Genomic DNA, 13,892 nt, shown 5'->3' with positions numbered 1-13,892 from the left:
CCACCTGATCCCTTCCCGAACTCAGAAGTGAAACCTCTTAGCGCTGATGGTAGTGTGGGGTTACCCATGTGAGAGTAAGTCATCGCCAGCTTTTAAATCTAAAACACCCCGCTCTCTAGCGAGAGCAGGGTGTTTTTTTATGCCCAGATGAAAGAAAAAGATAAGAAATTAAGAAGCAAAATAAAAGCTCTAGCCTTAGCAGGAGCTTTTAAAGATCATTAAAAAGATTCTACTTAAACAATAAAATCATTAATCTTTAAAATGAACAGGAATCCATTGATAGCTCTTCCCATCTGCTGAGTAAATATGTCCAATGCCTGGGAAAGGCAAATGGGGTGCTGCGATGGTTTGTCCACGTTTTGCATAATCAGCAAACTGCTTTAATCGGGTTTGAACAGCTGTTTTCGGGTCAATATCATATTCTATTGCTGTTTCAGGTTTATCGAATTGTACTGTATGAGAGTGGACAATATCCCCAATAAAAACAATATCTTCACCCGTTGTTTTTAGTTTGTAACTAAAATGTCCCGGGGTATGACCTGCTGTGTTGATCACTTCAAATCCATTGATGTTGTCACCCAGTTTAAATGTTTTAAACTGCTTTTTAGCTTGATAGGGTGTAAGGGCGGCTTTGATCTTTTCTACAGTTGCTAAGTAATTGGCACGTTTATCTTGTGCTATTTTTTCAGCCTGTTTCGGATTCAACCAATAATTTTCTTCATCTTCAGAGACATAGATAGTGGCATTTGGGTAGTTTGCTATGCCATTTTTACTGACACCACAGGAATGATCAGGATGTAAATGTGTCAGTAAAATCGTATTGACTTGTTCAGGTTGATGACCTGAAGCTTTGAGATTTTTTAATACAGAGCCTAGATGCGCACCGAAACAATCTGCAGTACCACTATCCACCAAAACCAGTGATTTACCTGTGTTAACTAAAAATGCATTCACCGATGTTTGTACACCTTTGGCTTGATCTGCATGATATTTCTTTAAAATTTCTTGAACCTTGTCCTGTGAAATATCTTTAAATAGTGTGGGAGACATAAAGTTGGTGCCATCTAGCAAGGCGGTAATTTGTGTATTGCCCAGCTGATGTTGGTAAAACCCTGCTACTTGCGCTTGTTGTTCAATGATCGGCAATGTTTTGGTGACTTCTGCTTGTGATGTAAGAGGGAATAAGCCGAATAAAAGGACTGATAATGATAGGGCAGTTTTTTTCATTGGATTTGATCAAAATTAATTTAACGAATTATTTTTTAACATGGATTGGTTCATCACGGCGCTTTTTATATATGAAAAAAAATCTACTTTTGTAAGCGAATTTTTTATTAATATGCACAATGATCGAATCAGCTATGTGAGGTCATTCGTTTATATTCTGACGATTTCTGGCTCTTATCCATTCAATAAAAGTACAAATCAGCGTTGTTGGTAGTATAAGGACAAACTGGAGGTAAAGAAAAGTAAATAAAGGGGAAGGCGTAACTATAGCGATGATAAGAATAAAAGGAGCTAGCATAAAGCCTAAAAGACACCCATAGATTAAACTATAACGCCAAGAGGCTAAGGCTAATTTACTTGCAAAAAAGTGTTTAAATAAGAGATTGGTAATGATAGCTGGAATGCACCCTAGGAGATAACCAAATGGAGTAATCAAGATGAATGCAGCGATCATTGGAAATATAATAGATGGTGTAATGAGTCCTTTTAAAAACCGCATTGGATTATAAAAAATAATTTCGCTGTGAAATGTGATTGCTATAATAAATGTACCGATGAATGGACCACAGAGGATAAATGCAGATATTTTTCTTTTGTTATTTTTTGACATATCCATATTGAGGCTAGCCCTTTTTTCATTTTTATAATGATAGTATAGTAAAACATTAGTATAAAAAAAGACTTCCGAAGAAGCCTTTTAGTGATTTATGATCGTCTAGGATGAGACAATCAATAATTAAGAAACTTTATCACCTGGTTTTGCACCAGATTCAGGTGAAATCACCCAAACACCATCACCATTTCCAGCAGCAAGCACCATACCATTTGAAATACCAAAACGCATTTTACGCGGAGCAAGGTTTGCAACCATAACCACCAATTTGCCAGTTAAGTCTTCAGGTTTGTAGAACTCACGGATCCCACTGAATACATTACGTGGTTCAGCTTCACCGACATTTAGAGTCAATTGAAGCAACTTATCAGAACCTTCTACTGTTGCTGCTTCTAAGACTTCAGCAACACGCAAGTCAACTTTGATAAAGTCATCAATCGTAATGATTTCTGCTTCACCCACTTTGGCTTCAGGCTTTTTCTCTTTGGTTTTTTCAGTTTTCTTTTCTGCTTTCGCTGGTGTTACCGCAGCTAAAGATTCTTTTGATGCATCAACCATTGCAGCAACTGCTTTTGGATCAACACGTTGCATCAATGGCTGGAATTGAGCAATTTCATGCGCAACTAAAACCGTTTTTCCTGAAGCAAAATCAAAACTTTCAAGTTTTAAGAAGTCTTGAACTTGTGTTGCCAAAGTTGGAAGTACTGGTGCCAAGTAAACAGCCAATTGACGGAATAGGTTGATTCCAACAGAACAGACATCATGAACTTGTTGTTCCTGACCTTCTTGTTTCGCCAAAGCCCATGGTTTTTTCTCATCAATATACTGATTTGCACGATCAGCAAGTGCCATGATTTCACGTATAGCGGTTGAAAACTCACGAGCTTCATAAGATTGAGCAATCGAGTCACCCGCATCAATAAAGCTTTGAACCAGTTCAGGTTCAGCACATGTTGCAGACAAGCGATTGTTAAAATTGCTGTTAATGAATTTTGCACAACGACTGGCAATATTCACAACTTTTCCTACTAAATCTGAATTTACTTTTTGTACAAAGTCATCAAGATTTAAATCAGAATCTTCAACTTTATCAGAGAGTTTTGATGCAAAGTAATAACGTAAATATTCAGGATTTAAGTGCTGTAAATAGGTTTCAGCTTTAATAAATGTGCCACGCGATTTTGACATTTTTTGACCATTTACAGTCAAGAAACCATTTACAAATAAACCTGTAGGGGTGCGGTAATTTGCACCTTCTAACATCGCAGGCCAGAACAATGCATGGAAATATACAATGTCTTTACCAATGAAGTGATACACCTCATTTTTAGAATCTTTTTTCCAGTAGTCGTCAAAGCTTAATTCTGGGCGTTTCGTTTTGATGTAATTTTCAAAACTTGACATATAGCCAATCGGGGCATCAACCCAAACATAGAAATATTTATTAGGTGCATCTGGAATTTCAAAGCCGAAATAAGGTGCATCACGAGAGATATCCCAATCGTTTAGACCATTTTCAAACCATTCATCTAACTTATTGGCGATCGAAACAGGTAAACGACCTTCATCACGCGTCCATTTTTGCAAGTATTCAGCAAAGTTTGGAAGTTTAAAGAAATAATGATCTGATGATTTTTCAACAGGTGTGGCACCACTTAATGTTGAGCGTGGATTTAATAGCTCTGTCGCATTATAGGTCGTACCACACACTTCGCAAGAGTCGCCATACTGATCTTCTGATTTACATTTTGGGCAAGTCCCTTTAATGAAACGGTCTGACAAGAACATGCTTTTTTCAGGATCAAACAACTGAGTAACAGGACGAATCGCAATATTGCCTGCCTCACGGTTTTTAATATAGATTTCTTCCGAGCGTGCTTTATTTTCATCGCTATTGGTTGAATCATAGTGATCGAAATGTACCCCAAAGCCATCAAAATCACGGATATGCTCTTTTTGCACATTGGCAATTTGTACTTCTGGACTAATCCCATTTGCTTCTGCACGGAGCATGATTGCTGTACCGTGCGCATCATCCGCGCAGACATAAGTCACTTCATGACCCATTGCACGCATGGCACGAACCCAGATATCTGCTTGGATGTAGCCGAGTAGGTGACCCATATGAATAGGACCATTTGCGTATGGAAGGGCGTTAGTGACTAAAATATTTCGCACGGATATAACTCTCTTTCTCAAAGTTAATGCAAGGGCATTGATTTTAGCGTAATTGCTATGAAGATGCACAACAGAATAGGTGAATTCTTTTCAAATGTAGATTTTTATGCTTATTCTTATAACTGCCAATTCATTATTATAGAATGGTGTATTCGTGTATTTCCCAAGAGCAATAAATCTATGATTGATGATGAATATTTTGATGATGACCAGCCTGTAATCCGTATTCCACAAAATCAAAATAGTAAAAATCTAATTGAAAAAAATATTCTGAAACAAGCTGAACGCTATTTTGAAGATATTTCAGAAAATGAACATCAGTATCTTATTGAAACACTCAATGGGTTTGCTCAGGAGGAGGCTTATTTTGAAGTTTTAGCCAATCAATTGAATCAGCCTGTTGGGACTAAAATTGCCAATGACGCTCTTAATCTATTGTATTTTTGGCAATTGATACATGAAGCTAAAGATATTACTCAGTTTAATCTTTTAGATGTGATCAACAGTGAGTTTTTTCAGTCTGAAATGTTTAAAGCTTTTGATCAATTAGCGTTGGGCGAGCAGAAGCCACAATATCAAGCTGTGTTAGAACAAAGCTTTAAACTCTATCAATTAGAGTTGTATGCGGGATGTATTCCATTGCTTTATGCCCAATTGGAAGGTTTGTTAACAGCTGTTTTAGTTCAAAATGGTTATTTAAAACAACAGGACACCAAGTTTATTGATGTCTATAAAATCGTTCCTGGGTTAAAAGGTCATGAGATTAAAAGTTTGTGGCATAAAGCTAAAATTGCCAATGAATTGAATCATTATTTTTTAGAGTTGGCTGCTTATAAGATGGATAGCAGCTCAACGGTAAGCATGACCCGGCATAACATTCTACATGGTACAGATTTGAATCATTTTAATCAGGAGCGCAGTTTCGTATTGTTTATTTGGCTGTTTGCGGCAGTCAGTTTTATGGGAAATGTCCGATCATAAAGTTCGAATCGTGATGATTCTTCACCTAAACTTCACATCCTAATCAAACACGCTACATTTTAATTTTAGAAACTAACACCAAGATCGAAGAAGGAGAAAATCATGCGGTCTTGGTATGTATTTGTTGCCTCAGCAATTGCCAGTTTGGCGGCTGTTCTCAGTTTAGTTGTGCCATTTTGTTTTTTTCTATATTTTTATCAAGGTGATTTATTTATTTCGGCTTCAGAACGAAGCCCAACACAGGGTATTCAAGTCGTGTTTTATCTCACCCCGTTTTTTCTGCTGGTCGGGTGTTTTAGCTACACAGTTATTTTTAAAGTATTTAAAGCACCTCAAAAAATCATCGAAACAACACAAATTATAAAATCTATAACTTTGATCTTTATCATGATGCTAAGTTTTTTATTCTTAGTTTTATGTTTAGATGGTGCTCTATATAGCTTTATCGAGGTATTGAGTTATTTAATTTTGGTTTATTTACTGTTATTGCTCCCGTTTTGTATAGGTTTAAGCTTCGGAAATGCTGTTTACTTAATTTTAAATAAAAAATTTAATACTCAGAAGATATTTAGAAAACAAGTGCATCATTGGGTTTAATTGAATGATTGCCTATAGGTTAACATTTCATGTTATGTTCAAGCTTTGATATCAATAAGAAATCATCCATGCTTAAACTGATTGCCGAAGACTTTATCCAAGTGGATAAAATTGATTTAGTTTTACCATTATATAAAGAGTTAGTTGAGAAAACCAAACAAGAAGCAGGCTGTATTGCCTATGATTTATATCATGATTTACGCAACAGAGGGCATTTTGTATTTATTGAGGAATGGATTGATCGTGCTGCTTTAGACGCCCATGTTCAATCCTTCCATTTTCAGGATTTAGTTCCGAAAATTGATCAACATAGAAGACAAGATGGAATTTTTACCCATATGCAGCATTATGATGAATTGTTTAAAAAAATGAATACTTAATCTTCATTTTTGATCATTTTCTTAATTTTTATTGCCTTTTCAAAATGATCAAGTTGATGGGTTTTAATCCACCATTCTGCCACTTGCATTAAGGTTTCAGGATCATCATTTTTATTGGCAAAGAATGCATAAAAGGATAAACCAACATCATCTCCCTTTTTGGCAATTTTATCATTACAGACTCGGATAATTTTTTCTTTCATTATTTGTTGCATTAAATAGACTCAGTGTTTGTTTTAATTGAAGGATTTTTCAATCAATCAGAATAAGCTATTTTATTCATTTTGAAACAAAAAAACACATCGATACAAACTGTGTATGAATTGTTAAAGAAATGCATCTTTTTACATTTTATGGAGTTTCTGTTGTTATAACTAGGGTGAGACTTAATTAAATAGGAAGAAAATCATGACAAATTTAGACGATTTAAAAAACAAAGCTTCTGAAGTAATTGATGACGTTAAGTTAAAAGCCAAAGAAGCAAAATTAGGTGCTGAAAAGGTTGCAGATGACCTCAAACATAAAGCAAAAGAAACACTGCTTAAAGGTGAGCAAGCTGTAAATGATTTGAAGCACAAAAAAGATGATGAAAATTAAATGGAACAATCACTGAACAGCGTCACGCTGTTCAGTGATACCTTGTAGTTAATATTTTTTACAAATCCACTCAATTTCATAAATCTGATTATTCACCACAGTAAAACTATCATTTAAATGATCAATCTCATAGGTATAGTTAGATACTGTCACTGTTGTTTTCTTTTTGTACGTTCATAAGTGTTCATTGAAATTGGAGATTGGTCAATACGTGATGACATTTCCGTCAAACTATCACCTACAGAAACCAATTGTGCTTAATGCTTAAGATGTACGTACGCAGTTGGAAGTTGTAGACGTTCTAGCAAAAGCTAAACTTGAAATGATTAAAGATAAAAATAATAGAAACTCCATAGATGGATCTTATTATTGTCAAAAATTATATAAAGTTGTTATTGACCCACTGTGACTATAGCTATTTTTTTATCCAGTATTTGTATGGGAATTATTAACACAGAGTTTGCCATAGAAATCTAAATGATAAAAACTAAAAGTTCATTCTGAACAAGCAGATAAAATAATTAAATGGACTATTTTGGATATTAAAACCAACTAAATAAGTAGGATTAATAACGACATTCAAAAAGCTGAATAGAAGTTTACTTAACCTCACGTCAATTTACAGTTAAACTAGCTGTCTCAGTATTTATTGTATTTGCAAATTTGGAGCAAATCTATGTCGTGGCTTTCTTCGCTTAAATCAGTTTTTTCTCCTGCACAGGAGGTGAAAGAGGAAGAAGTCCAATCTGTTTTGCAAAACTATATTTTGCCAAATTCCAGTGTTTTAAAAGAACGTATTACCCAAGTCAATGTTGTAGGTCGGGTATTACAACTGACAATTAATACTTATCCTGAAGAAGCAGATCATTTACAAAAAATTCATGATGATCTTGCAGATGAATTGGAGAAGTGCGGTATTCAAGAGTTGAATCTGCATGTGATTCAACAAAAAATTCAACATGATTCGAGTTGTGCTAGTGATCAGCATGGAAAAGCAGGACATAGTTGCTCTTCAAAGCCAAAAGCTGAACACACTAATCTTCCTCCTGTTGTTGATGCTTCTGCTAAAATGGCAAACACACAAGTAGATCCTAATAATCCGCCAATTCAAAAAGCAGCACCACAACAACGAGATATTCCGAAGCATCCTCGAATTCAAAATGTCATCCTTATATCATCGGGTAAAGGTGGTGTGGGTAAATCAACCACCACAGTAAATATCGCATTGGCTTTGCACAAACTAGGCTTAAAAGTCGGGGTTTTAGATGCTGATATTTATGGTCCAAGTATTCCAACAATGTTGGGGAATGCAGGACAAACACCTAAAATTGAAGGTGAAAATTTTGTTCCACTAGAAGCTTATGGAATGGCGGTACTTTCGATCGGTCATTTAATTGGGAAAGAAAATACGCCAGTTGCTTGGCGTGGTGCAAAAGCTACAGGTGCATTGATGCAACTGTTTAATCAAGCGCTATGGCCTGATTTAGATGTTCTAGTCATTGATATGCCACCTGGTACAGGAGATATCCAATTAACCCTTGCCCAACGTATTCCTGTGACAGGTGCCGTGATTGTGACAACACCTCAGAATGTTGCGTTAATGGATGCAGTTAAAGGTATTGAACTGTTTAATAAAGTACATATTCCTGTCATGGGGGTTGTAGAAAATATGTCAACGCATATTTGCTCAAACTGTGGTCATGAAGAACAAATTTTTGGTACAGGTGGTGGAGATCAATTGTCTGAGCAATATAATATCCCGTTGCTGGGTCGATTGCCTTTAAATGTTCAAATCCGTGAAAATGCTGATGCAGGCAAGCCTTCTGTAATTGCAGGAGATGTTGCTGCAGAAAACTATATGGCTATTGCTGAAAAAATTGCACAAGCTTTACCTAAAGCCGAAAAAGATCCACATAGAATTTTCTAAGATTCAACTTCGAAAGCGTCCTCTCTTTATTTTAGAGACCGAATTAAAGAGAGGAAAATTGAGAATGAATCAATGAAATATTTAAACTTACTCGATAATAAGATTTTATACGCACTGCCCATTTTTAGTATCCTTAAAAATCAAATAATTAATGCTAAATATGAGGAGTAAGGTAAAATAGGGCTAATCAGCGTACTATGCTAAAATGATTAAAAATATTCTTAATTCAATAATAGAATTTAAATCATCTTCTCTTTAATATCGATATAAAAATATAGAAAATTGATCAACTGGTATATTCATTGCTTAGGTATAATTTCTAATTTAAACCATTGAGTAGACCATGCTATTAAAAAATTTTTTATGTGCTTTGGGAATCTGTAGTTCGATGTTCTTGGCTGCATGTAACGATAGTGATTCAGATAAAACAAGTTCTAATTCAACGACCCCGAAAACTTTACAACCCATCGTCATTCAAGGTGCATTACCTGTAGAGTCTGAGCAAATGGCCTCAAAACTAAGCAATTCTACAGTTGAAACTTTTGGTGGCTGGACGTTTTGGAAGGGTAGCTATCAAGGGTATCCTGTGATTATCTCTAAAACAAGAATGGGAATGAGCAACTCTGCTGCTGCAACAGCAATTGCGATTGAACGTTATAAACCCATCGCAATTATTAACCAAGGAACATCGGGTGGCCATGATCCAGATCTTAATGTCTATGATATTGTTTTAGGTCGTTACACCACCAATATTGGTGCATTTAGAACACCTAAAAAAGCTGTTGGAGAGGGTTCGAATTCTCTTGAATGGACAGAAGCTTTTGATGTGCTTCCTACGGATGAGTCTGATCCTGAACCGATTGCGATTCGTAAATTTGAAGCAGATAAAGAGCTGTTATTGGCAGCGCAGCGTGCAAAAACTAATTATAGTAAGGGTCGTGTGGTTGAAGGTACTATTGGTTCAGCTGATGTATGGAACAATGAATTAGATCGAATTGCATTTTTCCATAAAAATTATGGCACTTCTGTAGAGGAAATGGAGGCGGCGTCGGTAGCACAGATTGCCAGCCAATATAAAGTACCATTCCTTGGTGTTCGTATTTTATCGAACAATATTACCAACGGGGGCGCATATGACCCAGGTACTGGAGAAGCATGCCAGCATTATGTTTTAGATATCGTTGTTGAATACATGAAAGCTAAACAAGCCACTTTGAAGTAAAGTTTTACCAGAATAAGTTGGAGCTTGCTTAGAGAGTATTTGGCTGCTTTTTACGGTTATTCCACTTCTTAATCACGCTCCAACGCCAATAAATACGTGTCACAATAAAGAGTAGCGATGCAAATACAAATGCTTCAATAAACAAACCCGTCGCAAGAATTTTAGCTAGGCTAAAGTCAATATGTCCGTGTCCAAAGTTTTTGATCCAATGAATGATTTGATGGAAAACGCCGAGTAGCATTTCCTTATTGATCATATGTACATGATAAATTTTGGAACCAATCCAAAAGGCAAAAATCAAAATCGGGACAATGGTTAAGGGATTCATGATCCAAGCTAAAATTAAACCAATGGGTAGGTTTGCTTCAAAGAATAATACTGAAAAAATAATTAATAAGGTGTGGAATGGAATAGGCAAGATGCCCCAAAACGTGCCAATAAACATTGCCTTAGAAATCGATTTTCGATTGACATACCAAAGCTGAGGACTTAAGGCTTTATCGCCAAAAATCTTCATGAATTTTAAATTGTTGACTCGCTCTGGACTCGGGAGCCAAGACTGAAAAAAATGCTTTGCCATAAAAGTAGAAAATGCAAGAAAGGTCACTATTGTGCATCAATGTAGATAAAAACGACAACCTTTCTGACAAAAACCTAATGAGTAAGGGAAAAATATGGATAAAGAATAGTCAATAAAACTGAAAATTTACTTAAAAAAGCCCTCTATTCGTAACTAGGTCTGCCTATATTGGAACTACTTCTTATTTTATGGCTAATCAATGTTCTATTTTGGAATAAACATACTGATTTAAAAGATATTATTATTAATTTTTAAGTTTAAATTTGGACATAAAGCAGTATTTCTTCGACCAGTGACTTTGCAGTTTTTATCGGATTTTAAGTTATCAATGCATTGAAAATTAAATGTATTTTAATCTGGGATAATGTTCTTTAATAAGTTCTCTTACAATTATTTTTTTGCCAATTCAATTTAAAAGATTTAATCTGCGGTCAATCCATTGATGAGGTCATTTGATGATTTCATGGTTTTTTATTGGCTTGGTGGTGACGATTCTTTTGACACCAGGACCAACCAATACACTTTTAGCATCTTCTGGGATTCAAGTTGGAATTAGAAAATCTCTTGCATTAATTCCAGCAGAAGCACTTGGCTATCTGATCTCCATTTCGATTTGGGGATTAATTATTGGATCTGTGTCTAAACAGTTTCCAAGTGTACCTGTTATTCTTAAATTATTTAGTGCAGGTTATATTTTATTTCTTGCTTTAAAATTATGGCGTACAGCAAATCGAGATGAAAACTTTAGTCATGCGACAATTCGGGCGCGTGAGTTATTTTTTGCAACCCTTTTAAACCCGAAAGCACTTCTTTTTGCTTCTGCAATTTTCCCAACATACGTTTGGCAAAATGCATCTGCTTATACTTCACATATGTTGGTGTTTTTATTGTTAATCATCCCCATTGCATTTTTTTGGACATTTATTGGTTCTGTAATTTGCAGTAATAAAGTGACGTGGCTCAATCAGCGCAATATGCAAAGAACTGCATCTTTAGTTTTAGTGAGTTTTACTGTACCTCTGAGCTATTCAGCACTTTTAAGCCTTTAAAAATCGATGTTAGTTAAACTTAAGTTTGTACGTTTACTTACAGACTTGGGTTGCTCTATTTCGTCATAAACATTCCTTTCAAAAGCAATTTCAGTTAAAGTACAGCGCAGTAAATAGCACAGTTTTGGGATAGAGATAAATGGCAATTAAGTCTGATCGTTGGATTCGTGAAATGAGCGAAAAGCACGGTATGATTGAACCTTATGCAGAAAACCAAGTGCGTTATGATGAACAAGGTGAAAAGCTAATTTCTTATGGCGTATCTAGCTATGGTTATGATGTACGTTGTGCACGTGAGTTTAAAGTCTTTACCAATGTTCACTCTGCCATTGTAGACCCTAAAAATTTCGATGAGCGTAGTTTTATCGATATTGAGTCTGATGTCTGTATCATCCCTCCAAATTCATTTGCATTAGCACGTACAGTTGAATATTTCCGTATTCCTCGTAATGTTTTGACGATCTGCTTAGGTAAATCGACTTATGCTCGTTGTGGTATCATTGTAAACGTCACACCTCTTGAACCCGAGTGGGAAGGTCATGTGACATTAGAGTTTTCAAATACAACGAATTTACCTGCACGTATTTATGCTGGTGAAGGTGTTGCTCAAATGCTGTTTTTTGAATCTGATGAAGTCTGTGAAACTTCTTATAAAGATCGTGGTGGTAAATACCAAGGTCAGGTTGGGGTAACCTTACCTAAAGCTTAAATTAAAAAATGAGATGAAAGAAGCAAGTGTATATCACTTGCTTCTTTATGTGTTCACCAACATAATAAATATGATTTAGACATTATTTTATAATAAAAATTTTATAATAGAATGAGAGTTAAGTTTAGTTAAATAAAATTTTAATTTATGTGAAATTATTGTTTTTTATCGGAAAATACAAATTTTTATTCGGTCTGAATTTCGATCTATGATACAAATAAACATTAAATCTAAATGTAATTTATATCATGTTATTTATTCTTATCTCGAAGGGTAATTTAACATAAGTAATAAGGTCAAGCTTTGCTAAGGATGGAAGCGTAAGATGTCCCAAAGAAAATATTTAAGTTTTGTATTGCTAGCATTGAGTGGTTTAGGGATAAATGCTACTTATGCTGCAACATTACAAGCACTGACTGATGAGCAATTATCAGAAACGACAGGTCAAGCATTGATGAGTCTTGCTTATCTTGCACCAAATGATTCTGCCAATCTAATGAGTAAATACAGCAGCGGCTCAAATATTGGTTTTTACAAACTAGGACTTGAAGCTGAAATGGATTTAAATGCAAATATTAAAAATTTGCAGCTAGGATGTGGTGGGACGAACGGCGCTGGAGCATGTGACGTAGATATAAAAAACCTATCATTAAGCGGCTTACCTGCAAACTATAATGCTTCTAGTGGTAGTTCTCCTGATTTTGGAGCAGAAGGAAGAGCATCTACAAGTGCTAAACTTACCAACCCATTTATGGAGTTCGCAATTAAAAATCCACAATCAGCATCACAACGCGAAGTGGTTGGTTTGCGTTTTAGTGCTGAAAAAATAGTGGGATTATTAACTGCAGGAATTGAAAATGGTCTTGTACCTTCCACGAGCGACGGAATTCAGAGTCTGAGTGGGTTTATGCGAATTGCTGCAACCACAGGTGAGGCATCTACAAAAGCAACTGTATTTGGTAATCAGCCAAATCATCAGATTCAAGGGCTATTGAATGCATTAGGAAATAATCGAGTATTTACATCAGATCCTACTAGTTCGGATACGCAAGGTATTACGGTACCCTCATTAAAAGCAGGTTTTACCATACCGGAATTTCAGGTGAATGGTAGCCGATTGAATAATGCGCATGTTGAAGGTGTATCGACAAAAATTGATTCAATTGCATTGGATCAAGGACCGTTAAATCAGTTGAAAGTTACATTTGATCCGATTTTACTTATTGCGACACAAGCTAAAATTAAACTTGCAAATGGCTCAGCAGTAAAAAATTTGAATATGGATATTACGTTTGATCAATCATTGAGTATGTTTCATAACATCCCTTTAACAGGTACTGGGGGATATTTAAGTTTACAACAACAGGCTTTATTGTGGCCTGGAAATTATATTGATTCAAATGATACTTCTGGCAAGGCAATTACACAAATGACTAATAGTGATGTCGCAAAAAAAGGTTGGTGGATGTCATTTGCAGAACCTGTACAGTTGGGATATTTAAAAGCTACCCAACAAGTAGATATATCTAATGTATTACCTCAAGTGGCTAGTTTGATGACCGCAGAGCTACTAAAGGAAGAAAATAGAGTTTACGCACCTGCTGGTGCTGCTATTGGTACACTTTTTGGAATTACTATGACTACACCAAATCCAATCGTGGTGGATTTAAATCAAGCGACGCTTGTAAATCCAGCAACATTGACTTTGGCAAATTTGCAGCTTGCAAATCAGAATTTAACAGCTAACTGTTATGGCTCATTAAAATTCTGTTAATTCTGAATAATATTTTAAAAACTTTATACCGATCTTAAAAAAAGTACCTTTTATACTC

At 35.6% G+C, this 13,892-nt stretch carries 14 protein-coding genes and 1 rRNA gene; 10 read left to right on the top strand and 5 right to left on the bottom strand.

Going from position 1 to position 13,892, the window contains the following annotated elements:
• Window positions 1–91, top strand: a 5S ribosomal RNA gene (gene rrf, locus WFN33_RS19455); the annotation flags it as partial.
• Between the two features lie 158 nt (window positions 92–249).
• Here the strand turns inward: rrf and WFN33_RS19450 are convergent.
• The 3 genes from WFN33_RS19450 to metG all read right to left on the bottom strand — a co-directional run bounded on the left by WFN33_RS19450 (window position 250) and on the right by metG (window position 4,018).
• Complete coding sequence (locus WFN33_RS19450; RefSeq protein WP_336954684.1) at window positions 250–1,227, bottom strand: MBL fold metallo-hydrolase; 978 nt, start codon at window positions 1,225–1,227, stop codon at window positions 250–252.
• Window positions 1,228–1,369: 142 nt separating this feature from the next.
• Window positions 1,370–1,843: a hypothetical protein gene (locus WFN33_RS19445; protein ID WP_336954683.1), complete on the bottom strand. Its 474-nt coding sequence runs from the start codon at window positions 1,841–1,843 to the stop codon at window positions 1,370–1,372.
• A 120-nt stretch (window positions 1,844–1,963) separates the two neighbouring features.
• Window positions 1,964–4,018, bottom strand: a complete 2,055-nt coding sequence (metG, locus tag WFN33_RS19440; RefSeq protein ID WP_336954682.1) for a methionine--tRNA ligase — start codon at window positions 4,016–4,018, stop codon at window positions 1,964–1,966.
• 180 nt (window positions 4,019–4,198) lie between these two features.
• Between metG and WFN33_RS19435 the strand changes: the two genes are divergently transcribed.
• From WFN33_RS19435 to WFN33_RS19425, 3 genes are all read left to right on the top strand, one after another.
• Window positions 4,199–4,999 (top strand): hypothetical protein, encoded by an 801-nt coding sequence (locus WFN33_RS19435; RefSeq protein WP_336954680.1) that lies wholly within the window; start codon window positions 4,199–4,201, stop codon window positions 4,997–4,999.
• A gap of 102 nt (window positions 5,000–5,101) precedes the next feature.
• Entirely contained in the window at window positions 5,102–5,596 is a 495-nt protein-coding gene (locus tag WFN33_RS19430) for a hypothetical protein (RefSeq protein WP_336954679.1), read from the top strand.
• Between the two features lie 68 nt (window positions 5,597–5,664).
• Window positions 5,665–5,976: a putative quinol monooxygenase gene (locus WFN33_RS19425; protein WP_336954686.1), complete on the top strand. Its 312-nt coding sequence runs from the start codon at window positions 5,665–5,667 to the stop codon at window positions 5,974–5,976.
• On the opposite strand, the gene WFN33_RS19420 is transcribed toward WFN33_RS19425, so the two are convergent.
• Window positions 5,973–6,191, bottom strand: a complete 219-nt coding sequence (locus WFN33_RS19420; RefSeq protein ID WP_336954678.1) for a DUF6500 family protein — start codon at window positions 6,189–6,191, stop codon at window positions 5,973–5,975. The genes WFN33_RS19425 and WFN33_RS19420 overlap by 4 nt on opposite strands.
• A gap of 193 nt (window positions 6,192–6,384) precedes the next feature.
• Between WFN33_RS19420 and WFN33_RS19415 the strand changes: the two genes are divergently transcribed.
• The 3 genes from WFN33_RS19415 (at window position 6,385) to WFN33_RS19405 (ending at window position 9,722) form a co-directional block, all read left to right on the top strand.
• Window positions 6,385–6,573 carry a hypothetical protein gene (locus WFN33_RS19415; protein ID WP_336954677.1) on the top strand — a complete coding sequence of 63 codons (189 nt, stop codon included), beginning with the start codon at window positions 6,385–6,387 and terminating at the stop codon, window positions 6,571–6,573.
• Window positions 6,574–7,249: 676 nt separating this feature from the next.
• Window positions 7,250–8,500 carry an iron-sulfur cluster carrier protein ApbC gene (gene apbC, locus WFN33_RS19410; protein WP_336954676.1) on the top strand — a complete coding sequence of 417 codons (1,251 nt, stop codon included), beginning with the start codon at window positions 7,250–7,252 and terminating at the stop codon, window positions 8,498–8,500.
• A 343-nt stretch (window positions 8,501–8,843) separates the two neighbouring features.
• Window positions 8,844–9,722: a 5'-methylthioadenosine/S-adenosylhomocysteine nucleosidase gene (locus WFN33_RS19405; protein WP_336954675.1), complete on the top strand. Its 879-nt coding sequence runs from the start codon at window positions 8,844–8,846 to the stop codon at window positions 9,720–9,722.
• A gap of 28 nt (window positions 9,723–9,750) precedes the next feature.
• On the opposite strand, the gene WFN33_RS19400 is transcribed toward WFN33_RS19405, so the two are convergent.
• Window positions 9,751–10,302, bottom strand: a complete 552-nt coding sequence (locus WFN33_RS19400; protein WP_336954673.1) for a DUF2062 domain-containing protein — start codon at window positions 10,300–10,302, stop codon at window positions 9,751–9,753.
• A gap of 455 nt (window positions 10,303–10,757) precedes the next feature.
• Between WFN33_RS19400 and WFN33_RS19395 the strand changes: the two genes are divergently transcribed.
• From WFN33_RS19395 to WFN33_RS19385, 3 genes are all read left to right on the top strand, one after another.
• Window positions 10,758–11,351: a LysE family translocator gene (locus tag WFN33_RS19395; RefSeq protein ID WP_336954672.1), complete on the top strand. Its 594-nt coding sequence runs from the start codon at window positions 10,758–10,760 to the stop codon at window positions 11,349–11,351.
• Between the two features lie 139 nt (window positions 11,352–11,490).
• The gene (gene dcd, locus WFN33_RS19390; RefSeq protein WP_056515236.1) at window positions 11,491–12,060 is read left to right on the top strand and encodes a dCTP deaminase; all 570 of its coding nucleotides are present in this window, start codon (window positions 11,491–11,493) and stop codon (window positions 12,058–12,060) included.
• Between the two features lie 325 nt (window positions 12,061–12,385).
• A complete protein-coding gene (locus WFN33_RS19385; RefSeq protein ID WP_336954669.1) occupies window positions 12,386–13,834 on the top strand; it encodes a hypothetical protein in 1,449 nt (482 codons plus the stop codon).
• The last annotated feature ends 58 nt before the right edge of the window (window positions 13,835–13,892 follow it).

The organism is Acinetobacter sp. AS167 (genome assembly GCF_037152175.1).
In the GTDB taxonomy this organism is placed as follows: Bacteria; Pseudomonadota; Gammaproteobacteria; order Pseudomonadales; family Moraxellaceae; genus Acinetobacter.
Note: the sequence above shows the minus strand (reverse complement) of the source record. Positions and strands in the feature narration are given on the sequence as shown.

Excerpts from the sequence above, each read along its gene's own strand:
- dcd (WP_056515236.1), top strand. The coding sequence starts at position 11,491 with ATGGCAATTAAGTCTGATCGTTGGATTCGTGAAATGAGCGAAAAGCAC.
- WFN33_RS19420 (WP_336954678.1), bottom strand. The coding sequence starts at position 6,191 with ATGCAACAAATAATGAAAGAAAAAATTATCCGAGTCTGTAATGATAAA.
- WFN33_RS19400 (WP_336954673.1), bottom strand. The coding sequence starts at position 10,302 with ATGGCAAAGCATTTTTTTCAGTCTTGGCTCCCGAGTCCAGAGCGAGTC.
- WFN33_RS19450 (WP_336954684.1), bottom strand. The coding sequence starts at position 1,227 with ATGAAAAAAACTGCCCTATCATTATCAGTCCTTTTATTCGGCTTATTC.
- WFN33_RS19405 (WP_336954675.1), top strand. The coding sequence starts at position 8,844 with ATGCTATTAAAAAATTTTTTATGTGCTTTGGGAATCTGTAGTTCGATG.
- WFN33_RS19425 (WP_336954686.1), top strand. The coding sequence starts at position 5,665 with ATGCTTAAACTGATTGCCGAAGACTTTATCCAAGTGGATAAAATTGAT.
- WFN33_RS19445 (WP_336954683.1), bottom strand. The coding sequence starts at position 1,843 with ATGGATATGTCAAAAAATAACAAAAGAAAAATATCTGCATTTATCCTC.
- WFN33_RS19385 (WP_336954669.1), top strand. The coding sequence starts at position 12,386 with ATGTCCCAAAGAAAATATTTAAGTTTTGTATTGCTAGCATTGAGTGGT.
- WFN33_RS19395 (WP_336954672.1), top strand. The coding sequence starts at position 10,758 with ATGATTTCATGGTTTTTTATTGGCTTGGTGGTGACGATTCTTTTGACA.
- WFN33_RS19430 (WP_336954679.1), top strand. The coding sequence starts at position 5,102 with ATGCGGTCTTGGTATGTATTTGTTGCCTCAGCAATTGCCAGTTTGGCG.
- WFN33_RS19415 (WP_336954677.1), top strand. The coding sequence starts at position 6,385 with ATGACAAATTTAGACGATTTAAAAAACAAAGCTTCTGAAGTAATTGAT.
- WFN33_RS19435 (WP_336954680.1), top strand. The coding sequence starts at position 4,199 with ATGATTGATGATGAATATTTTGATGATGACCAGCCTGTAATCCGTATT.
- apbC (WP_336954676.1), top strand. The coding sequence starts at position 7,250 with ATGTCGTGGCTTTCTTCGCTTAAATCAGTTTTTTCTCCTGCACAGGAG.